The organism is Streptomyces sp. NPDC059255, from assembly GCF_042752355.1.
Lineage (GTDB): Bacteria > Actinomycetota > Actinomycetes > Streptomycetales > Streptomycetaceae > Streptomyces.
The window spans coordinates 588,120-607,277 of the sequence record NZ_JBHYZP010000001.1 but is presented as its reverse complement, the minus strand read 5'-3'; the positions used below and the strand labels follow the sequence as shown (position 1 = coordinate 607,277).

The 19,158-nt window shown below is 70.1% G+C and carries 14 protein-coding genes; 2 read left to right on the top strand and 12 right to left on the bottom strand.

From position 1 onward, the window contains the following. Nucleotides 1–33: 33 nt before the first annotated feature. Together ACFXKG_RS02615 and ACFXKG_RS02610 are read right to left on the bottom strand one after the other, a co-directional pair. Nucleotides 34–546 carry a hypothetical protein gene (locus tag ACFXKG_RS02615; protein WP_384831058.1) on the bottom strand — a complete coding sequence of 171 codons (513 nt, stop codon included), beginning with the start codon at nucleotides 544–546 and terminating at the stop codon, nucleotides 34–36. 376 nt (nucleotides 547–922) lie between these two features. After that, complete coding sequence (locus ACFXKG_RS02610) at nucleotides 923–3,163, bottom strand: MMPL family transporter (RefSeq protein WP_384831055.1); 2,241 nt, start codon at nucleotides 3,161–3,163, stop codon at nucleotides 923–925. A gap of 344 nt (nucleotides 3,164–3,507) precedes the next feature. On the opposite strand from ACFXKG_RS02610, the gene ACFXKG_RS02605 reads away from it, so the two are divergent. After that, nucleotides 3,508–3,975 carry a YybH family protein gene (locus tag ACFXKG_RS02605; RefSeq protein WP_384831053.1) on the top strand — a complete coding sequence of 156 codons (468 nt, stop codon included), beginning with the start codon at nucleotides 3,508–3,510 and terminating at the stop codon, nucleotides 3,973–3,975. Nucleotides 3,976–4,142: 167 nt separating this feature from the next. Continuing rightward, on the top strand, nucleotides 4,143–7,268 hold the full coding sequence (locus ACFXKG_RS02600) for a discoidin domain-containing protein (protein WP_384831050.1): 3,126 nt from the start codon (nucleotides 4,143–4,145) through the stop codon (nucleotides 7,266–7,268). 19 nt (nucleotides 7,269–7,287) lie between these two features. On the opposite strand, the gene ACFXKG_RS02595 is transcribed toward ACFXKG_RS02600, so the two are convergent. From ACFXKG_RS02595 to ACFXKG_RS02550, 10 genes are all read right to left on the bottom strand, one after another. Continuing rightward, nucleotides 7,288–8,898: a nucleoside hydrolase-like domain-containing protein gene (locus ACFXKG_RS02595; protein ID WP_384831047.1), complete on the bottom strand. Its 1,611-nt coding sequence runs from the start codon at nucleotides 8,896–8,898 to the stop codon at nucleotides 7,288–7,290. Between the two features lie 220 nt (nucleotides 8,899–9,118). Continuing rightward, nucleotides 9,119–10,051 carry a sugar-binding transcriptional regulator gene (locus ACFXKG_RS02590; RefSeq protein ID WP_384831768.1) on the bottom strand — a complete coding sequence of 311 codons (933 nt, stop codon included), beginning with the start codon at nucleotides 10,049–10,051 and terminating at the stop codon, nucleotides 9,119–9,121. 147 nt (nucleotides 10,052–10,198) lie between these two features. Further along, a complete protein-coding gene (locus ACFXKG_RS02585; protein WP_384831044.1) occupies nucleotides 10,199–11,191 on the bottom strand; it encodes a D-ribose ABC transporter substrate-binding protein in 993 nt (330 codons plus the stop codon). Between the two features lie 111 nt (nucleotides 11,192–11,302). Continuing rightward, nucleotides 11,303–12,433 (bottom strand): ABC transporter permease, encoded by a 1,131-nt coding sequence (locus tag ACFXKG_RS02580; protein WP_384831041.1) that lies wholly within the window; start codon nucleotides 12,431–12,433, stop codon nucleotides 11,303–11,305. Then, nucleotides 12,426–13,985 (bottom strand): sugar ABC transporter ATP-binding protein, encoded by a 1,560-nt coding sequence (locus tag ACFXKG_RS02575; protein WP_384831039.1) that lies wholly within the window; start codon nucleotides 13,983–13,985, stop codon nucleotides 12,426–12,428. Before ACFXKG_RS02575 ends, ACFXKG_RS02580 begins: the two co-directional genes overlap by 8 nt. Further along, nucleotides 13,982–14,656 carry a DUF2291 family protein gene (locus ACFXKG_RS02570; RefSeq protein WP_384831036.1) on the bottom strand — a complete coding sequence of 225 codons (675 nt, stop codon included), beginning with the start codon at nucleotides 14,654–14,656 and terminating at the stop codon, nucleotides 13,982–13,984. The genes ACFXKG_RS02575 and ACFXKG_RS02570 overlap by 4 nt, the downstream gene beginning before the upstream one ends. Further along, complete coding sequence (locus tag ACFXKG_RS02565; protein ID WP_384831033.1) at nucleotides 14,653–16,122, bottom strand: FGGY family carbohydrate kinase; 1,470 nt, start codon at nucleotides 16,120–16,122, stop codon at nucleotides 14,653–14,655. Before ACFXKG_RS02565 ends, ACFXKG_RS02570 begins: the two co-directional genes overlap by 4 nt. Further along, nucleotides 16,122–17,075 carry a transketolase family protein gene (locus tag ACFXKG_RS02560; protein WP_384831030.1) on the bottom strand — a complete coding sequence of 318 codons (954 nt, stop codon included), beginning with the start codon at nucleotides 17,073–17,075 and terminating at the stop codon, nucleotides 16,122–16,124. Before ACFXKG_RS02560 ends, ACFXKG_RS02565 begins: the two co-directional genes overlap by 1 nt. After that, on the bottom strand, nucleotides 17,072–17,980 hold the full coding sequence (locus ACFXKG_RS02555; protein ID WP_384831027.1) for a transketolase: 909 nt from the start codon (nucleotides 17,978–17,980) through the stop codon (nucleotides 17,072–17,074). Before ACFXKG_RS02555 ends, ACFXKG_RS02560 begins: the two co-directional genes overlap by 4 nt. Beyond that, complete coding sequence (locus ACFXKG_RS02550) at nucleotides 17,977–19,014, bottom strand: TIM barrel protein (RefSeq protein WP_384831024.1); 1,038 nt, start codon at nucleotides 19,012–19,014, stop codon at nucleotides 17,977–17,979. Before ACFXKG_RS02550 ends, ACFXKG_RS02555 begins: the two co-directional genes overlap by 4 nt. Between the last annotated feature and the right edge of the window lie 144 nt (nucleotides 19,015–19,158).

The window sequence follows — 19,158 nt, the reverse complement described above, 5'->3', positions numbered from 1 at the left end:
CCGTTCGTCGCGGGCGGCGACAACGGGGAACGGTCAACTCAGCGCGGGCCGGACCGGCTTGTGCAGGACGGCCAGCAGCACGAACCAGGCGGTGGTCAGCACGCTGGCCGGCCCCAGGGCCGGTTCCGGAAGCACGGACGCCACAAACGTATAGCCGAACAGCCACACTCCGGCGGCCACACCGACCACACGGATGACAAGCACTTCCACGCACAACGACGTGGTCGCGATCCAGATGCCCGCGAATATGTGCCCCGCCAGCCGGACCGGCCACGCGGTCTCGTGCGGAACGTCGTTGATCACCAGCACGCCCGTCAGCACATCGAGCACGACCCAGGCGTATCCGGCCGTTCTCGCCCAGACCGGCGCGTCCAGCCACGGGACCAGCAGAAGCAGCGACAGGTGGAAGAAGATCCCCGGGTATTCGGCCCAGACGGCGCCGGGATCGACGACGAACGAGACGAGCGGTGCCGCGAACAGCACCGCCGGTGTGATCGTCGCCGCGCGGAAACTGTAGATCGCGCGGCGCGGATCGAAGGCAAGCACGCAAAACTCCATCCGGACAGTGACATGGCGTCAGCATCCTGGCAATCCAACTGTTGACGTGTCGACATGCCCGGTGAGTCCATGAGTGCGCGCGTCCGATCCCCGGGCTTCCGCCGGTGATCACGATGTCGGACCGTTGAGCACTCCAGGAGGTTCCTTGTGCGACGCGCTCATCGTTCCCTCCCGGCCCGCGAGTCGCATCGGCAATGATTGCCTACCCGGCCGAGGGGCATCGGCTGCGCGCGCCCGCACACCTCCGTGCGACCGGCCACCGCAACGCCGGGTACGCGACGAGGGCCCCGGCCCGCACCACCGCGCTGGGCGCACGGCGGCGGGCCGGGGACGGTTTCCGTTGTTCGGCGTGCCGCGCCGGTCGTCACACCCTGGTCGACTTCTCCATGGGTGCCGGAGCCACGGCGACAGGTCCGGGTGCGGACACCGGCTCGGGGCCGCTTTCGCTCAGTCCGTACCGCGTGTGGAGCCTGCGCAGGAAGCCGGGCGCGTACCAGGCCGTCTTCCCGAGCAGGCGCATCGCGGCGGGGACGAGGACGCCGCGCACGGCGAGGGCGTCGAGGAGGACAGCCAGTCCGCTGCCGAGGCCGAACATCTGCATGAAGCTGATCTTGGCGGTGCCGAAGGCGAAGAAGCTCACCGCGAGCAGGAAGGCAGCCGCGCTGACGATGCGCCCGGTGTGGCCGAGACCATCGGCCACGGCGGTCTCGTTGTCGGCTCCGTGGTCGTGGAGCTCCTTGATCCTGCTGGTGACGAAGACCTCGTAGTCCATGGAGAGGCCGAAGGCTATGCAGAACATCAGCACCGTCATGGACACCTCCATCGGCTGCGCGGTGAAGCCGAGCGGCGAGGAGAGGTTGCCGTCCTGGAAGATCCAGGTCATCACGCCGAGGGTGGCTCCCAGGCTGATCAGGTTGAGGAGCAGTGCGCGCAGCGGCTGCACGACGCTGCCGGTGAACAGGAAGAGCAGCAGGAACGTGGTGAGGACGACCAGGGACGCGGCCAGGGGGAGCCGATCGGCAATGGAATCCTTGGCGTCGACGAGCACCGCGTCCGTTCCCCCGACCAGGGGCTGGACCCCGGGGGGCGGGGTGACCGCGCGCACCCGCTCGACGAGGTCCTGGGCCGCGTCCGACTTGGGTGTCAGGCCGCTCACCACGCTGATCCGCTGTGCGTCGGGCCGGCCGAGGGCGGAGTCGGCCGGGCCGGCCGCCGCGGCCTCTCCCTTGGTGTAGGTGCCCGTGCTGCTCTCGACCCGCACGACACCCGCGAGCTCGGACAGCCGGCCCGCGTACGACGCCAGCGGGGCCCGGTCCACGGACCGGTCGATGGCGATCTGGAGGGCCGAGTCCTCACTGCTCGCGAACTTCTCCCGCAGCACCTGCGAGACCTGGCGGCTCTCGGCGTCCTCGGGCAGCACGCGTTCGTCGGGCGTGCCGAAGGTGATGCCCAGCAGCGGGCTCGCCGCGAAGAGCAGCACCGCGAGGACGGGCAGCGCGGTGAGCGCGGGGCGCCGCATGACCGTACGGGCAAGCCGTCCCCACATCGGCTCCCGGGTGGCGGAGCGCGCCGGCTTCGCCCACGGCAGTCGCCCGCTGTTGACCCGGTGTCCCAGGACCTTCAGCAGGGCCGGCATCACGAACAGGGTGCTGAGGGCGGCGATGACCACGACACCGACACCGGCGAAGCCGAACGAGCGCAGGAAGTACTGCGGGAACACGAGGAGTGCCGCCAGGGCGGCCGCGACCGTCGCGGCGGAGAAGGCGACGGTGCGGCCGGCGGTGTGCACCGTCCGCCGGACGGCGTCGTCCACGCTCACCCCGGCCGCGATCTGCTCCCGGAAGCGGCTGACCATCAGAAGGGCGTAGTCGATGCCCAGTCCGAGGCCCAGCGCGGTGGTGAGGTTGGTCGCGGTGTCGCCGACATCGGTGACGCTGCCGAGTACGAAGAGCAGGGCGAACGAGCCCATGATGGCGATGACCGCGATGACCAGCGGCAGCAGGGCCGCGACGACGCTGCCGAAGACGAACAGGAGCAGGAGGAGGGTGAGGGGTACGGCGATCACTTCGGCGAGGATCAGATCGTCGACCACCTGGCCGGACAGGTCGGCGCCCACGGCCGCGCCCCCTCCGGCCTGGACCGTGAGGGTGCCCTGGTAGGTACCGGTGTAGGCGTCGAGGATCTCCTGGACGTTGTCCCGGAGCTGCGTGGGGTCGCCTTTCACATGGGCGAGCACCACGGCTTCACGGCCGTCCTCGGAGCGGAGGTCGGGGCTGTTCGTCTCCCAGTACGAGACGATGTTGGTGAGGTTCTTCTCCTTCTTGAGGTCGGCCACCAGGGCTCGGCCGGTCCTGCCGGAGGCGGGGGTGTCGACACGGCCGTCGGAAGAGCTGACCAGGAGGACCAGGTTCGCCTCTCCGCCGAACTTCTCGTCGATGACCTCTGCCGCTCGGGTGGACGCGGAGGCGGGGTCGTCGAATCCGCCCCCCTTCAACTTGTCGAAGGCGCCCGCCCCCAGCCCACTCATGAGAGCCAAGGCCACGACAGCGACGATCAGCACCAGCCGAGACCGGCGGATCGCCAGTTCGGCTATACGTTCGAACACGGATGAATCTCCTTCAATGCTTTCTGCGATAGGCGAGGGGCGCCAGCCGGACAGGAACCGGCTTCACGCACCGCAGAGCCCCTTCACCCCGTCAGAGAGGGTGCGGTGCCGCGCTCTTCGTCGCCGGGAACGACGCTAGTAAGACTCGCGGCGTTTGAGCAGTAGGAGATTTACTTGACACCTGTGAGGGAAATCTGACCCGCCGCGGTTTCTGATGCCTCGTCGGATCGGAGGCCGAGCGCCCTCCGCAGCCCATGGGGACATGGGCGACGCCCCGCGGTCCCGGCGGCGGGTGGGTGCGGTGGACCCTGGCTGAGCCCCGCACACGGTCCTAGCGTCGAGTCATGAAACACGAACAGGCAATCGCCGACCTGCACCGCCGATGGGTGTTCGGCTGGGAGCGTGACGAGGGGGACGCGCCGTTCGACTTCCGGCGCACCTTCGGTGAGTTCTACGACTTCAGCGCCCCGGACGTCCGCCTCTACGACGACTTCGACCCCGCGCAGCGCGTGGCGACGACAGCCGCCGGATACGGCTCCATCTGGGAGCCCGCCTTCCGCCGGATGGTCTCCGCGCATCATGCCGTCGACGACGGCCCCCATGTCGTCGCGGGCCACGATCTGGCCGCGTCCACCCTGACCTTCGTCGCGCGGATCACCATGCCCGACGTCACCACGGACCTTCGCACCACGACCTCGCTGGTCTGGCACCGAACACCTGACGGCTGGCGGATCGTCCGCGAACACAACTCGTCCAAGGTGCTGCCCGCGGGGGATCTCGACGGCGTGCTGCCGACGCGCAAGGCCCCATGACCCCGCGTACCGGCTCGGACTCCCGCTCCGAGCCGGTACGGCGGCCCGGAGGCTCCGGCGCACCCGTCGAATTACCGACGTCACACCCGTTGACGCGCGCACCGGGACCGCCGAAGAATGTGCGACACGCTTCTGACAACGTTGTCTACCTGCCGAGGTTCCGCTCCGTGTCGCATCCCCTGCCCCTCGACCGCCGCCGCTTCCTGCACCTCGCCGGTCTCACGGGCGCGCTGGCCGCCCTGCCTCCGCTCAGCGCCTCCGCGAGCCCCCACGCGGCAAAAGGCCGCACGGACACGCCCCCCGACGACGTCGCGGCCACCTATCTGCGGGTGCTCCTGGACCACACCCGGTGGTCCGAGACCCAGTGGGACGAGGCCCAGGGCCACTACCGGGCCAAGGACTTCGGGTTCGCCGTGGTCCTCGGCAACGCGGTCCTGCTCACCCACGGCACCTACGACACGGAGCGCGCGGGAACGGACCCGGAGACCCTCAAGCGGCGCACACTCGCCACGATCCGCCACTTCGCCGCGTCCAACCGGCTCACGGGCGGAGGCGAGTGGGGACGCACACTGTTCTTCGACACCACGTTCCAGTCGTACTTCATCCTCGCCGCCCGGCTTCTGTGGCAGGACCTCGACGCCACGACACGGACGAACGTCGACACCGTCATCCGCGAACAGGCCGCCTACTGCGCGTCGTTGGGCAGTGGCGACGACCCCGCCTCGGGCAGCTGGACGCCGAACGGACTGCTCGGGGGACACGTCGGCGACACCAAGCTGGAGGAGATGGGCCTGTACGCGCAGACCCTCGCGCCGGCGCTCGCATGGGCCCACGACGACCACCGCGCCGCCGACTGGGCCACGTGGTACGGCATCTGGTCGCGCAACGAGGCGGGGCTGCCGCCCGCCGACCTCGCCAACCCGGCCCGCGTGGACGGCGTCGCCGTCTCCGAGAACACCGCCCGCAATCTGTACGACACCTTCATCGTCGAGAACCACGGCTCCTTCGGCCCGCACTACCAGGAGGAGTTGTGGCGCACCTCCGGCCGTAACGCCGCGCACTTCCTCGCGGCAGGACGGCCCCTGCCGCAGGTCCTCGTGCGGCAGCCGAACGCCGAGCCGCTGTGGCGCACACTGCTGGGCGTCATGAGCGACGCGGGTGAGCCGCTGATGCCGATGGTCAACGACCGCGAGCACCTCTACGGCAGGGACGTCATCCCGCTCGCCTTCCTCTCCCAGGTGATGCGCGACCCGGCCGCGGCGCGCGCGGAGCAGGAGCTGGCGTCGCGGCTGGAGGCCTACCAGCAGTACCCGCCCGCGCACCGGATGGTGAAGTTCTCGGGGGAGCCGAAGTACGAGCCGGAGGCACGCGCAGAGATAGCGATCAGCTATCTGCTGCACGTGTGGGCGGCTGCCGCCGGCCGGCCCGTGCAGGCACTGTCGCGCGAGGAACTGTTCGCGCAGGCCTCCGGTGTCACGGACTTCGGGAGCGGCCCCGGGCTGGTGTCGCACCAGTCGCGTGGCGCGTGGGCCGGTGCGGTGACCAAGCCGGGGTTCGTGAAGTTCGCCTGGCAGCCGAGGCACGACGACTGGCTGTTCCGGCTCAGCGGCGCGACCCCGATGTTCCTGCCCGCCACCGGTGCGAAGGTCCAGGGCCGTACCGTACGTGTGTACGAGTCCCTGCGCGACGGCTTCGACGCCGGCGCGACGCTGCTGCGTCTGGACGGCGGCTGGGCCGGGTTCGCGACGCTGCCGACGGGCGCCGTCGTCTACGCGAGCAGCGGCACCGCCGACGCGGAGGGCCGCCTCGACGTGCACAACCTCACGATGCCCGGCATGCCAGGGCTCGACGGCGCGCGCACGTACCGCTTCGAGGAGGGCGAGGCGACCGTCCGCGCCCGCGACACCTCCCCCGGCACACCCGCGGGGCGGGTCGACGACCTCGGCTTCACGCCCACGACGGTGCGCCATGTCCGCATGCTCGGCGTGCGGCCCGACCCGTCCTACGGGTACTCCCTGTACGCCGTCGAGGTGCGCGAGGGCCCTCAGGGCGAGGACCTCGCGCGCGGTGGATCCGCCACCGCCTCGTCGGCCGACGCCGGGAAGGGCGCGCCCCTCGCGGTGGACGGCGACGCGACCACCCGCTGGGCGGTGTCGAGGGCCGAACGTCCGCGCGCCGACAGCTGGCTGGCCGTCGACCTCGGCGCCGAGCGCCGGATCGGCCACGTCACCCTGCGCTGGGAGTCGGCGGCCGGCCGCGCCTACCGCGTCCAGGGTTCCACGGACGGCCGGAACTGGCAGGACCTGGCGACCGGGCCGAGGCCGGCGGTGAGCAGCCGCGGCGGCTGGCTCGACGTGGCGGGGCGCGCGGGGCTCGTGGTGCGTGAGGGGCGGAACCCGATCGGCGTCCACGACGACAGGATCGTCCTCGGCGACGGCCCGGCGGCGCCCCTCCTCGTCGAGGGCTTCCCCGGTTCCTCGGCCGGGGAGTTGCGCGTGACAGCCCGGCGCCCCGCGCCCTCGGCGGAGGCCGCCGAGGTACGCACGACGCTGACGGACGGGTATCTGACCCTGTTCAACCTCTCCGGGGAGTCCGTCAGTACGAGGGTCGCGATCCCGCGCGCCGGCACGGAGACGGTGGTCTTCGAGGGCACGCAGCGGCTGACCGCCGACGGCACCGCTTTCGAGGCCGCCCTGCCCGCCGCCTCGGCGGTCGTGCTGGCCCCGCGCTTCACACTCACCCCCCTCACGGGCGAGCGACTGCCGTCGGGCCTGCGGGTCCAGGTCGTCGACGGCGCCACCGTGCGCCTGTCCGGGGCCAGTTGTGCCCTGCGCGTCCAGGCCCAGGGACGCGGCAAGGCCGCTGTCGTGACAGCGGGCCGGACGATCACCGTGGTCCTGGACGGCGCGACCGCCTACCCGCACGACGACCTGGCCCTCGGCAGGACCGTCTTCCCCACGAACCCACTGCCGGAGGGCATGTCCGACCCCGCGGCGGCGGTGGACGGCGACGCCCGCACCGCGTGGCGGCCGGGCACGCGCGGCCGCATGGTGGTGGACCTCGGCGCGGAGCTTCCGGTCCGCCTGGTGGAGACCGAGTGGACGACCGGCGCCGTGCCGGGCGCGAAGACAGGCCTCAGCACGGACGGCATCACCTACCGGAACGCCGGGCCCCTCACCGGGCGGGGTCGCCTCCGCCGGCTGGCCGTCTCCGGAACGGCCCGCTACGTCGGTGTCGAGGTCGACGGGTCGCATGCGCCGGTGTCACACCTGCGGCGCCTGACGGTGCGCTGACGCCCGCCCTCTGACCGCGTCAGACGACGGTGATGACGACTCGTTGGTAACTGGTGAGGGCCGGCGAGCCGTTGTCCTTGGCTTCGAGGATGAGGTGGATGGTCTGGCCGGGCCGGGCATCGGCGGGAACGTTCACCTGCACGGTGCTCGTGCCCTTGCGCCGGATGTCGACGGTGCCGGGGTACGTTCCGGCTTCCCGGTACTGCCACCACGTACGCGTGACGGTGTCGCCGTCGGGATCGGTGACCCGGGAGGTGAGTTCGACGGGCCGGCCTGCGCGGCGGTCGATGTCCAGGCCTTGGGTGATGCGAACGCGGGGGGCGTGGTTGGCGTCGGCGTAACTGCTGACGCTCCATCGGAGGCGCGCGGCGAAGTCGTTCTGAAAGGCGGAGAACCACCGCGCGGCCGCGTAGTCACGGGGCGTGGCGCCGGTCTCGTCGGCGTCCTGTGCGTCCCGGTTGGACCACCGGTGGGGGTCGTCGGGGTCGACGACCTGTCGGCCGCCCCAGCCGCCCCAGCCGGGCTGCTGGTAGCTGCGCAGTCCGTTGTCGACGAGGAGGGCGAAGTTGGAGGAGTCGCCTTCGGAGATCCACGATCCCTTGGGCTGCGGTGGCGTCCACACCAGGTACCCCATCGCTTTGAGTTCCTCGGCCGTGTATCCGGACAGGCCGAAGTAGTCCTCGTCGTCGAAGCCGGCCGCCATCTGCTTGCCGTCGCCCCAGACGCGGTAGGAGGCGCCCATCGGTCCCGCGGCGGAGACGTTGGTCCTGGTCCACTCGGCGGAGTGGTAGAACGCGTCCTCGGGGCGAACGACACCGCGGGAGCCGTAACCCCAGACGGACGTGGCCACCTCCCGGTTCTGGATGTCGGGCCAGTTGGGCTTGATGTAGTCGTCGAACGTGGAGTCCTGCTGGCCGAAGCTGGTGATGACCGCCTTGTTCACGACCTTCTTGTAGACGGCGCGCCACCGGGGAGTGCCCTGGTACTCCTCCTGGATCGACCGGAGGGCCCGGGCGATGGTGTTGGGCCCGCCCCAGGCCTGCAGGAACACCTGTCCCGGCCTGTCGTCCAGCAGGACCTTCCTGATCAGGTCGGAGCCGTCCGTGTCCGCGGCCATGTCGCCCTCGTCGGTGACATTGCCCGTCGCGATCAGCGACCGCAGTCGGGAGGGCGTGGGATAGCGCGGGTCGTGCCGGACGAGGTTCGGGTAGGCCCGGGCGTAGGCGTCGACGGCCTCGTCGATGTGCAGCCGGGCTCCGGGGGCGGGCCAGCGGTGTGGTTCCAGGCCTCGGCTCGGGTCGCCCTGGTAGTGGTGCTGGCTGGAGGAGTAGACGAGGCCGGCGATGTTGATCTCGTTGCTGTAGAGCAGCATGCGCAGCATCGAGTTGAGGTCGTCCAGCTCCGGGTCGGTCGTCACGATCGTACGGGGTGCGGCCGACGGTGCGGTGGCATGGCTGCCGGTGCGCACCTGCCGGTCCCGGTCCGCGGCCGATGTGCCGGCGCCTGCCGCCGCGCCGGTCTGGGTGAGCGACAGTGTGAGGCCGAGAGCCGCTGTGCTCACGACGAGCGCGCGGGCGAGGTGGGAGAATCCGGGAGATCGTGGGGCGCTGATCGGGGCGCTGGGTTCCATCGGAGACCTCCATGTGTAGGGCGCTGCTGACGAGTTGGGGAAGTGCTTCGGCCGTACGGGCTCACCGCTCGAAGCCGCCCCGTACCGCTACGGAGCCGCCGAGGGGCGGAGGTACGGAGGGGCGGAGGTACGGAGGGGCGGAGGTACGGAGGGGCGGAGGTACGGAGGCGACGGAGGTGCCGAAGCCGCCCTCCGGCCTTGTGGACGTGTCGTACCGCGGTCAGTCGCTCAGCAGTTCTCGGGCGACATCGACATCGGTGACCAGGATGTTGATCCACCTGCCTCGCACCGCGCCCCGGATCGCTGCCACCTTGTCCATTCCGCCCGCCACCGCGATACGGCGTTCCACGGCGCGCAGCTGATCCGGATCGATGCCGATGAGGCGGTCGTTGAAAGGCGCGCCGACGGAGTTCCCGTCGGCGTCGAAGTACCGGGCGCAGACGTCGCCCACCGCTCCGAGTTTTTTCAGTGCCCGCTGGTCCTGCGTGGTGATGGCGTTGCCCGAACGTCGCAGCAGCGGAGAGGGATCGAGGCTGCCGATACCGAGGAGCGCCAGTGTGAGGCGTGACCACGCCTGCATGACACCCACCATCGCCGGCTCCTGCGCCAGCAGGACCCTCAGTTCCCTGCTGCCGACCAGGGCGGCGGAGGGGGCGAACACCGGTCGCGCGCCGGTGAGTTCCGCCAGTCGGCTCGTCAACCGGGTGGCGTGCAGCTGTACTTCCGGGCTGCCGGAGCCACCGACGATCTGGACGACTTCGTGTGCCACGGACGACGTCCTGGCCCGCATGACCTTCACGGATTCGAGCAGAGTGGCGCTCCAGGAGGAGACACCGATGACCTCTCCTCCCTTGAGCGTCGCGTCGAGATAGGTGGCGGTGGCCGCGGCGAGCGCGGGGATGACGTCCGCCCCCGAGCCCTCCACTTCGACCACGACGGCGTCGCGCAGGCCATACCGCTCGACGAGGGCTTCCTCCAGCTCGGCGTGTACGCCTTCGGGCGACACCACGACGGTGCGGACCACACCTCTGTCGACCGCCTCTTTGAGCAGACGGGAGACGCGCGGCTGCGACATGTTGAGGTGTGCCGCGATCTCGGGCTGCCGCACTCCGCGCTCGTGATACATGCGGGCTACTTTGATCAGCAGCCTCATATGGTCAGGGCTGGGAGTGGACGCTGCCGCCACCATGTCTCCATCCTTGTCATCCCTGGCGGCCGGGCGCCAGGGCCTGTTACCGCTGCGGAGCACCCTATCGTCGGGGCTCGGCCATGGCTGGCCGCGGTGCCCACGTCGCCGGTGTCAGAGCTTGGCGAAGACGCCGTACTCGGCGGCGTTCTTCTCGGTGATCAGTTCGCAGTCGATGGACTGCTTCTCGGGCTGTCCGGTCTTGCCCGTCTTCACGTACGTGTCCGCCTGCTCGACCGCGCGCTCGGCTCCCAGCGCGGCGGGCTGGAGGGCCGTCGCCCGCATGGTGCCGGCCTTGATCTGGGCGATGGCGTCCGGGCTGCCGTCGAACCCGACCACGATGACGTTCTCGCGCTTGGCCGACTTGAGTGCGGCCACCGCGCCGAGGGCCATGGTGTCGTTCCCGGCGATCACACCACGGATCTTCGGGTTGCGCTGCAGGATGGTCTCCATCTTGCTGAAGGCCTCCTGCTGATCCCAGTTGGCCGTCTGCTTGGCGACCTGCTTCATGTCCGGGTACTGCGAGATGACGTCGGTGAAGCCTTTGGAGCGGACACTGGCGTTGGTGTCGGACTCCTTGCCGGTCAACTCGACGTATTCGCCCTTGCCTTCCATCGCGGTGACGAACTCCTGCGCGGCGAGCTGCGCGCCCTGGGCGTTGTTGGACACGATCTGGGCCTTGGCGATGCCCGTCTCGTTGATCTCCCGGTCGATCAGGAAGACGGGGACGCCGGCCTTCGTGGCCTTGCGGACGGGGCCGATCGACGCGTCGGCGCCCGCGTTGTCGAGAATGATCGCCGCGGCCTTGCGGGAGACGGCCGCGTCGATGAGTTCGCTCTGCTTGTTCGGGTCGTCGTCGTGCGAGGCGACCGAGGTCGTGTAGCCGAGGCTTTCGGCCTTCTTCTTCGCCGCGTCGGCCTCGGCCTTGAAGAAGGGGTTGTCCGCGGAGGGGGTGATGATGGCGACCAGGTTGCTTTTCGAACCGCTCTCGGACGATGCCGCGCCGGACGACGAGTCGCCTGATCCCCCGCACGCGGTCAGGAGCAGAGCACCTGCCGCGAGGGCTGCGGTGGTCGTGGCGGTGCGGTTGCGCTTGCGGTGGAACATTCTGGTCTCCTCACAACGGTGTGCGGATATGGGTACGTAGGTCGGTACTGCGAGCGGTGGAGGGGACGGGCCCCGGAGAGATGAGTCGGCTGCGGGGTCACCGGAGTCGGCTCATGGGGCGCTGCCCGCGCCGGCCGGCTCGGGTTCGGTTCGCACGGCGACGGCGGACGCCGCCGCACGGCGGCGCTGGAAGCGCTGCTGGCTCTGGTCGAGAATGACGGCGACGATGATGACGGCGCCCTTGATGAGCATCTGCCAGAACGTCGAGACGCCGAGGATGACGAGGCCGTCGGCGAGGAAGCCGATGACGAAGGCCCCGACGAGCGTGCCCCGTACGGTGCCCCGGCCACCGGAGAGGGCGGCGCCTCCGATGACGACGGCGGCGATGGCGTTGAGCTCGAAGGTCTCACCGGCCTGTGGTGCGGCGGAGGTGAGTTCGGAGGCGATGATGAGGCCGGCCATCGCGGCGCAGGCGCCGGAGATCACGTACACGAGGAGCTTCACACGTGTGACGGGGACTCCGCTGAGTTCGGTGGCACGTTCGTTGCCGCCGGTGGCGTAGAGCCAGCGGCCGAAAGGCGTCGAACGCAGCAGTACCGCGACGAGGCCCGCCACCACGATCATGATCCATACCGCGACGGGCAGACCGAGGGGGCGGCCTTGGCCGAGCCAGCCGAAGCCGGTGTTGTGGGTTCCCGGATCGCCGGCGAGATCGGGGTAGGTGGTGCCGTCGGAGATGAGCAGAGCGGTGGCCCGGGCCACGTACAGCATGCCGAGGGTGGCGATGAAGGGTGCCACGTTGAGGCGTGTGACGAGGATGCCGTTGACGGCGCCGACCAGTGCGCCGACCGCGATGCACAGGGCGATGACGGCCCAGACCTGCGGATAGGCGACGACGTCGAGGATGCTCAGGTGCAGGCCTTGGAGCAGCTCACCGGCGATCACTCCGGACAGGCCGACGGTCGATCCGACGGAGAGGTCGATGCCGCCCTTCAGGATGACCAGCAGCATGCCCAGCGCGAGGATCGCGTTGATGGCGACGTGTTTGGTCATCGTGATCACGTTGTCGACGGTGAGGAAGGAGTCCGACAGCAGGCTGAAGACGACGATCAGGACTCCGAGGGCGATGAAGGCGCGCAGTTCGAAGATCGAGTCGACCGTCTTGAGGCGCCGTGCCTGCGCGGCCGCGGCGCGGCGCTGCTGGAGCACTACTTCGTGGTCCTTGGTCAGGGTGTCACTCATCTTCTGCCTTCTCGGTGGTGTCGGCTCCGTCGGCCAGGCTCATCAGCCGGTCCCGGGTGATCTCTCCGGCTTTCAGGTCGGCGACCAGCCGGCCGCGCGCCAGGACCAGGAGGCGGTCGGGCACGTGCAGCGCTTCTTCGGCCTCGGAGGTGGTGAAGAGCACGGCGAGGCCGCGTTCGGCCTGCTGGGCCATGAGTGTGAAGACATCGGCCTTGGCTCCCACGTCCACACCGCGGGACGGTTCGTCCAGGAGCAGGACGCGCGGGCCGGTCATCAGCGCCTTGCCGATGACGACCTTCTGCTGGTTTCCGCCACTGAGCGAGCCGATGGGCGCACGGGACCCGGAGGTCTTGACGGTCACGTCGGAGATCATCGAGTCGACCGCTTCCTCCTCGTCACGCCGGCTGAGCAGCAGTCGGCGTACGAACCGGGTCACGGAGGCCAGTGAGAGGTTCTGTCCCACCGTCATGGACTGGACCAGGCCGTCCCGCTGGCGGTCCTCGGGGACGAGGGCCAGCCCGCTGCGGATGCGGTCGCGCACACTGCCGGTGAGCGGTGCGCCGTGGAGCCGCAACTCGCCCGAGGCGGCGGGCATCCGGCCGGCCAGACACTCCAGCAGTTCGGTACGGCCGCTGCCCATCAGGCCGTAAATGCCGACCATCTCGCCCGCCCGGACCGTCGTGGTCACACCGTTCACGGCGAGCCGTCCGGGGACGGACGGGTCGGCGACGGACAGTTCGGTCATCTCCAGCGCCAGGGGCCCGAGGGTGGGGTTCCGGTCGGGGAAGAGATCCGCCTGGTCGCGTCCCACCATCGTGCGGACGATCCACGCGAGATCGATGTCCCGCGCCCGTGCCGTGGCGACCATGGCACCGTCCCGCAGGACCGCCACCTCGTCGGCGACGGAGAGGGCTTCCTCCAGGTGGTGCGAGATGTACACGATCGCGACGCCCTCGGCCTTGAGCTCCCGGATCACATGGAAGAGGATCTCCACTTCCGGTGCGCTGAGCGCGGAGGTCGGTTCGTCCATGATCAGCACGCGTGCGTTCTGCAGCAGTGCCCGGGCGATCTCGACGAGTTGCTGCTGGCCCAGCCGCAGCTCGCCCACGGAGGTGTCGGGGTCGAGTTTTCCGTCGAGTCGGCCCAGCACCTTCCGTGCCATGGCGCGCTGAGTGGGGCGGTCGAGCAGGGTGCCGGCCTGCCGGGTGCGCTCGCGGCCGAGGAAGAGGTTGTCCTGGATGCTCAGGTTGGGGCAGAGGCTGAGTTCCTGGTGGATGATCGATATGCCGTGGTCGGACGCCTCTCGCGCGCTGGCGAACTTCACCGCCCGGCCGTCCAGTTCGATGTGGCCGGTACTGGGGGACTCGACCGCGCTGAGGATTTTCATCAGGGTCGACTTGCCGGCCCCGTTCTCGCCGAAGAGCACGGTGGTACGGCCCGCCGGGATGTCCAGCGACACTCCTTTGAGCGCCTTCGTCCCGCCGTACACCTTGGTGACCTCGGCGGCGCGCAGCACGGGTGGAACCGGTGTGTTCGGGGTCGCGGAGGTCATGACGCGGCCTCGATCGAGACGGGGGTGAGGGTCAGTACGTCGGCGGTCAGCGGGGTCATGGCGCCGATGACAGTGATCTTCTTGCCGCGGACCGCCGCGGGATCGAAGGCCTTGAGCACCTTGTCCTTCATCGCGGTGTTCAACGCGGTGCCGGCGTCGGCGTATTCGACCTGGTTGGTGAACTGGCCGAAGGTGATGAAGCCGGCCGCGTCACGGAGGGCCGTGCCGTTGATCGCCGGGCCGACCTGTACGGAGACACGGGCCTTGTCCAGGCCGTCCACGGTCACCTGCAGGAGGCCGTTGCTGACGGCGCCCGCGGTCCCGGTCAGCGTCGCGGCATAGCTGTAGGGTCCGGTGCCCGGCCGATGCCCGTACTGCTTGCCGGCCGCCTCGGTGTCGGCGGCGATGGCCTGGTGCAGGGTGGCGATGTCCACGGCGTTCTTCTTGATCGCGGGAACGACCTTCGGTTCGTACGTGCTGGTGGCGTACGTGGAGGCGTCGAACGCGGGCTTGCCGCTCGTCCTGGCCTCGCTGTCCGATCGGTAGGTGGTGGTGGCCGCGATGGCGGCGAACAGGAGCACCAGCGCGATGAGCGAACCGCTGCCCAGGGTGAGCCGGCCGCGGGGGCGCGCCGGTGTCCTGTCTGTCTGTGGCAAGTCTGCTGTGGTCATGACGTCCTTTGCTGTCCACGTGTCCCGAGGTCGCGAGCGGCCGCGACCCGATGACGCCAGCGCGCGACCGTGGCGCCGCGCTGTGTTTCGTTCCAGTCGGCGGTGAAGGTCTGCAGGTCGCGGTCCGCGCGCCGTTCCAGGTCGGCGGTCGTCCACAGGCCGAGTCCCACTCCCGCCAGCTGTGCGGCGCCCGCGGCGGACCGTTCGTGGTGGCGTGTGCGGGCGACGGTGATATCGGAGACGTCGGCCTGCAGCTGCATGAGCGCGTCGCTGCGGCTCAGGCCGCCGTCGGCCAGGACCCGTCGGGGACCGGGGAGGGCGGCGAGGACGTCGCCCACCTGGAGTGCGACCGATTCCAGTGCGGCGCGCGCCAGTTGGGCCCGACCGGTACCCAGCCCGAAGCCGGCGAGGACGGGCACGGCATGGGCGTCCCACCAGGGCGCTCCGATGCCGCCGAAGGCCGGCACCAGTGTCACGTCGCCCGCGTCCGTGCCGGCCGCGAGCCGGATGAGTTCCGCGGGCTCGGTGTTCAGCAGTTCGGCCAGCCAGGTGAGGGTACGCCCGGTGGAGCGGATGTTGGCCTCGTGCGCGTGGACGGGCTGTCCGGTGGACCAGGCGATGGTGGTGCACACGTGTTCCGCGGGTTCGGGTGAGTCCGTCACCGTCATGACGGAGGATCCGGTGCCGTAGGTGGCTTTCACGGTTCCGGATCGCCAGCCGGCATGGGCGAACAGGGCGGCGTGTGAGTCACCCATGACGGCCAGCACCGGGGTGCCGTCGGCCAGGGGGCGCAGACCGCGCACCGTTCCGAACGGCCCGGTGGAGGGCACGATACGGCCCAGGGCCGCCCGGGGGATGTCGAACAGGTCGAGCAGTTCGTGATCCCAGTCGCCCGTGGCGAGGTTGAGCAGCTGGGTCCGGGACGCGTTGCCGATCTCGGTCACCGGCCGCCCGGTGAGCCGGTACAGGAGGTAGGCGTCCACGGTGCCGAGGCGCAGGGCGCCGTCCTTGCTCCGGGCCCGCGTGGGGTCGTACCGGTCGAGCAGGGCGGCCATTTTCAGAGCCGAGAACATCGGGTCGAGCGGGAGACCCGTGCGGCGGCGGATCTCGTCGGCCGTTCCGGCGGCGGTGAGGCGGGCCGCACGTTCTCCCCCGCGCTGGTCCTGCCAGCTGACCAGGGGTGCGACCGGCTCGCCGGTCGCCGCCTCCCACAGCACGACCGACTCGCGCTGCGTGCTCAGCGCCACCCCGGCCACCGCGCGCGGGTCGATGCCCGTCAGGCAGTCGGCGACGGCGCCGTACACGCTGTCGAGCAGTGCCGTCGCGTCCTGTTCCACCAGGCCGGGGCCGGGATGGGTCTGTGACAGGGGTGCTTCGGCCCGGCCGACGATGTCGCCCGTGGCGTCCAGGAGCAGTGCCTTGGTGGAGCTGGTGCCCTGGTCGATGGCGAGAACGTGCGGCTTCATCACACCCGTCCCAGTGCCTCGCGCGCGGCACCGGCGATACCGTCGGCCGTCAGCCCGAAGTGGTCGAGCAGGAAGGCCGCGCTGCCGGTCGGGGCGAACCCGGGTACGCCCAGCATGCGCACCGGGACAGGGGTGCTCTCGGCCGCGACCTTGGCCACGGCGGCTCCCAGGCCGCCGGAGAGCAGTCCCTCCTCGGCGGTGACGATGGCCGCGGTCTCCCGTGCCGCGGCGATGACGGCGGCGATGTCGAGGGGTTCGACGAAGGTCATGTTGAGGACGCGTGCGGAGATGTTCCGCTGTTCGAGAAGGTGCGCGGCGTCCAGGGCCCGGGAGACCATCGTGCCCACCGCGATCAGGGTGACGTCGGTGCCCTCGCGGAGCCGTACGGCCCGGCCGGGTTCGAACGGCGCGTCGTCGGGAGTGACGGCGGGCACCTTGAAGCGCGGTACGCGGATATAGGTCGGTCTGCCCGACCCGGCGGCCCAGCGCACCGCGCTGCGTGTCTGCGACGGATCGGCCGGCACGATGATGTCCAGTCCCGGGATCGCGCGCATCCAGGACAGGTCCTCGATGGAGTGGTGGGTGGGTCCCAGCTCTCCGTAGGCCATGCCCGGGCTCTGGCCGCAGAGCACGACATGGCGGTGGGTGTAGGCGATGTCGGCCTTGATCTGCTCCAGGGCGCGACCGGTCAGGAAGGGCGCCGCGGCGGACGCGAAGGGGATGAACCCGGCGTTGGCGAGTCCCGCCGACACACCGACCAGGTCCTGCTCCGCGATGCCCACGTTGATGAGGCGGGTGGGGAACTCCTCGCGGAACCCGACGAGGTTGCTGGAGCCCACCGAGTCGTTGCAGACCGCCACGATCCGCTCGTCGGCGCGGGCCAGTGCGGCGAGTTCGTCGGCGAAGTCCGCGCGGCAGTCGAAGGTGGGTGCCTGTTCGGCCACGGAACTCATCGGCTCAGCTCCTCAAGGGCGAGACGCACCTGTTCGTCGGTGGGCACCTTGTGGTGCCATTCGACGCGGTCCTCCATGAACGACACGCCCTTGCCCTTGGTGGTGTTGGCGATCACCGCGACCGGACGTCCCGTGGTCGACGGCGCGTACGCCTCTTTGATCGCCCGGTGGTCGTGGCCGTCGATGACGCGGACCTCCCAGCCGAAGCCGGCCCACTTGGCGTCCAGCGGCTCCAGCGACTTGGTGTCCTCCGTACGCGCGCCCTGCTGCAGCCGGTTGCGGTCCACGACGGCCGTCAGGTTGGCGAGTTCGTAGTGGGCGGCCGTCATGGCGGCTTCCCAGTTGCTGCCCTCCTGCATCTCGCCGTCGCCGAGCACCACGACGGTCCGCCAGGACTCGCCGCGCAGCTTCGCCCCGAGTGCGCATCCGGTGGCCACGGGGAAGCCGTGTCCGAGCGGTCCGCTGTTGGTCTCCACACCGGGAACCTTGAGCCGGGCCGGGTGTCCGTTGAGCGGGGACAGCGGAGCCATGAACTCGCTCAGCCGGCTGCGCGGGAAGAACCCGCAGGACGCCAGTGTCGAGTACAGGGCCGCGGCACAGTGCCCCTTGCTGAGCACGAACCGGTCACGCCTCGGGTGCTCGACCTCCGTGGGACGCATGCGCAGGGTGCCCCACAGGGCGGTGACCATCAGGTCGGTGACGGACAGATCGCCCCCCACGTGTCCCATGCCGGCCGACTGGATGGTGGTCAGGATGTCGCGCCGGATCGAGGCCGAGATGTCGGCGAGTTCCGCGGCCGCCTCGGCAGGCGATGCGGCGCGCAGTCGCGCGCTGCGGCGCTCGTACTCCCGGGCAGCGGTCTCGTCCGCCCGCAGCGGCGCGGCGGTCTCCAGGGTGGCGCTCACGCGGACTCACTCTCCGCGAGGGCGCGGAACAGCGCCCGCTTCGCGATGCGCTGCGCCCCGAGGGCGTCCTGCGCGGACTGCGCGGCGGCCAGTTCTTCGCGGTCGAGGTAGGCCAGTGCCTGGTGGAAGGCGCGCATCGTACGGATTCCGGTGCGGGCCGCCTCGACGGGGTCCTCACGGAACGGGAACTGGTCGAGCTGCCACACGCCCTCCCAGCCGGCGTCCTGCAGGGCGAAGAAGAACTCGAAGGTCTCCAGCAGGTGCACGGAGCCGACGACCATGTCGTCGTCCCAGCCGCGGAAGTTGTCGTTGACATCGATCGCGAAGAGCCTGTCCCGGGCTATGGCCAGCCGGGCGGCCTCGGCCGGGGTCTCCCCGCCGTACAGGGAGTGACCGAAGTCCAGGAGGACACCGACGTTGTCCACGCCCATGTCCTGGATGGCCAGCAGGGTCCGTGCGACGGACGAGAACACCATCCGGTTGCGCGGCTCGCGCGGCTTGTACTCGATCGCGAACCTCAGATCCGGGAAGCCCTGGGCGAGTTCGCGCAGTGCGTCGACCGACTTGGTCCACAGGTCGGTGTAGTCGGCCTGGAAGGGATAGTCGTAGCCGTCCTGCCCGGGCCAGATCTTGACGTAGTCCACGCCGAGCTCGCGGCCTACCTCGGCCGAGGCGGCGACCAGGTCGATGGCCTGCCGGCGGACGGCGGGGTCGGGGTTGGTGAAGCCGCCCTTGGCGAACTTTCCGGTGTAGAACTCCGGTGTCACGGCGATGGCCCGCAGGTTCTGTTCGGCCAGGGCCTGCCGCACCTCGGCGGTGCTGATGTCGCCGGGCGGGAAGGGCCAGTTCAGGTCGAGGACGGACAGATCACCGACCGCTCCGGCGAGCTTGATGGCGTCGAGGATGGTGCGTGGTTCGCCGTAGCCGTCCGTGGCGTATCGGTCGACGTAGGTCGCGAAATGCCAGACACCGGCGCCGTAGATCGGTTCGTCCTGACCAGGCTGCTGAATGTCTATGCGTGGTTGAGTCGACATGCGGGTCAAGTTACGAACCCGAGCCGGGCGCGTCAAGACCCCTGCGTGAGGGGGTTTTCGCTCCGGTCGACCGGAGCTTCGACCACGCGCCGGGACCGTCGGGAACTTCCGTCCGATCTGTTGACATGCCGTCGGGGTGCTCAC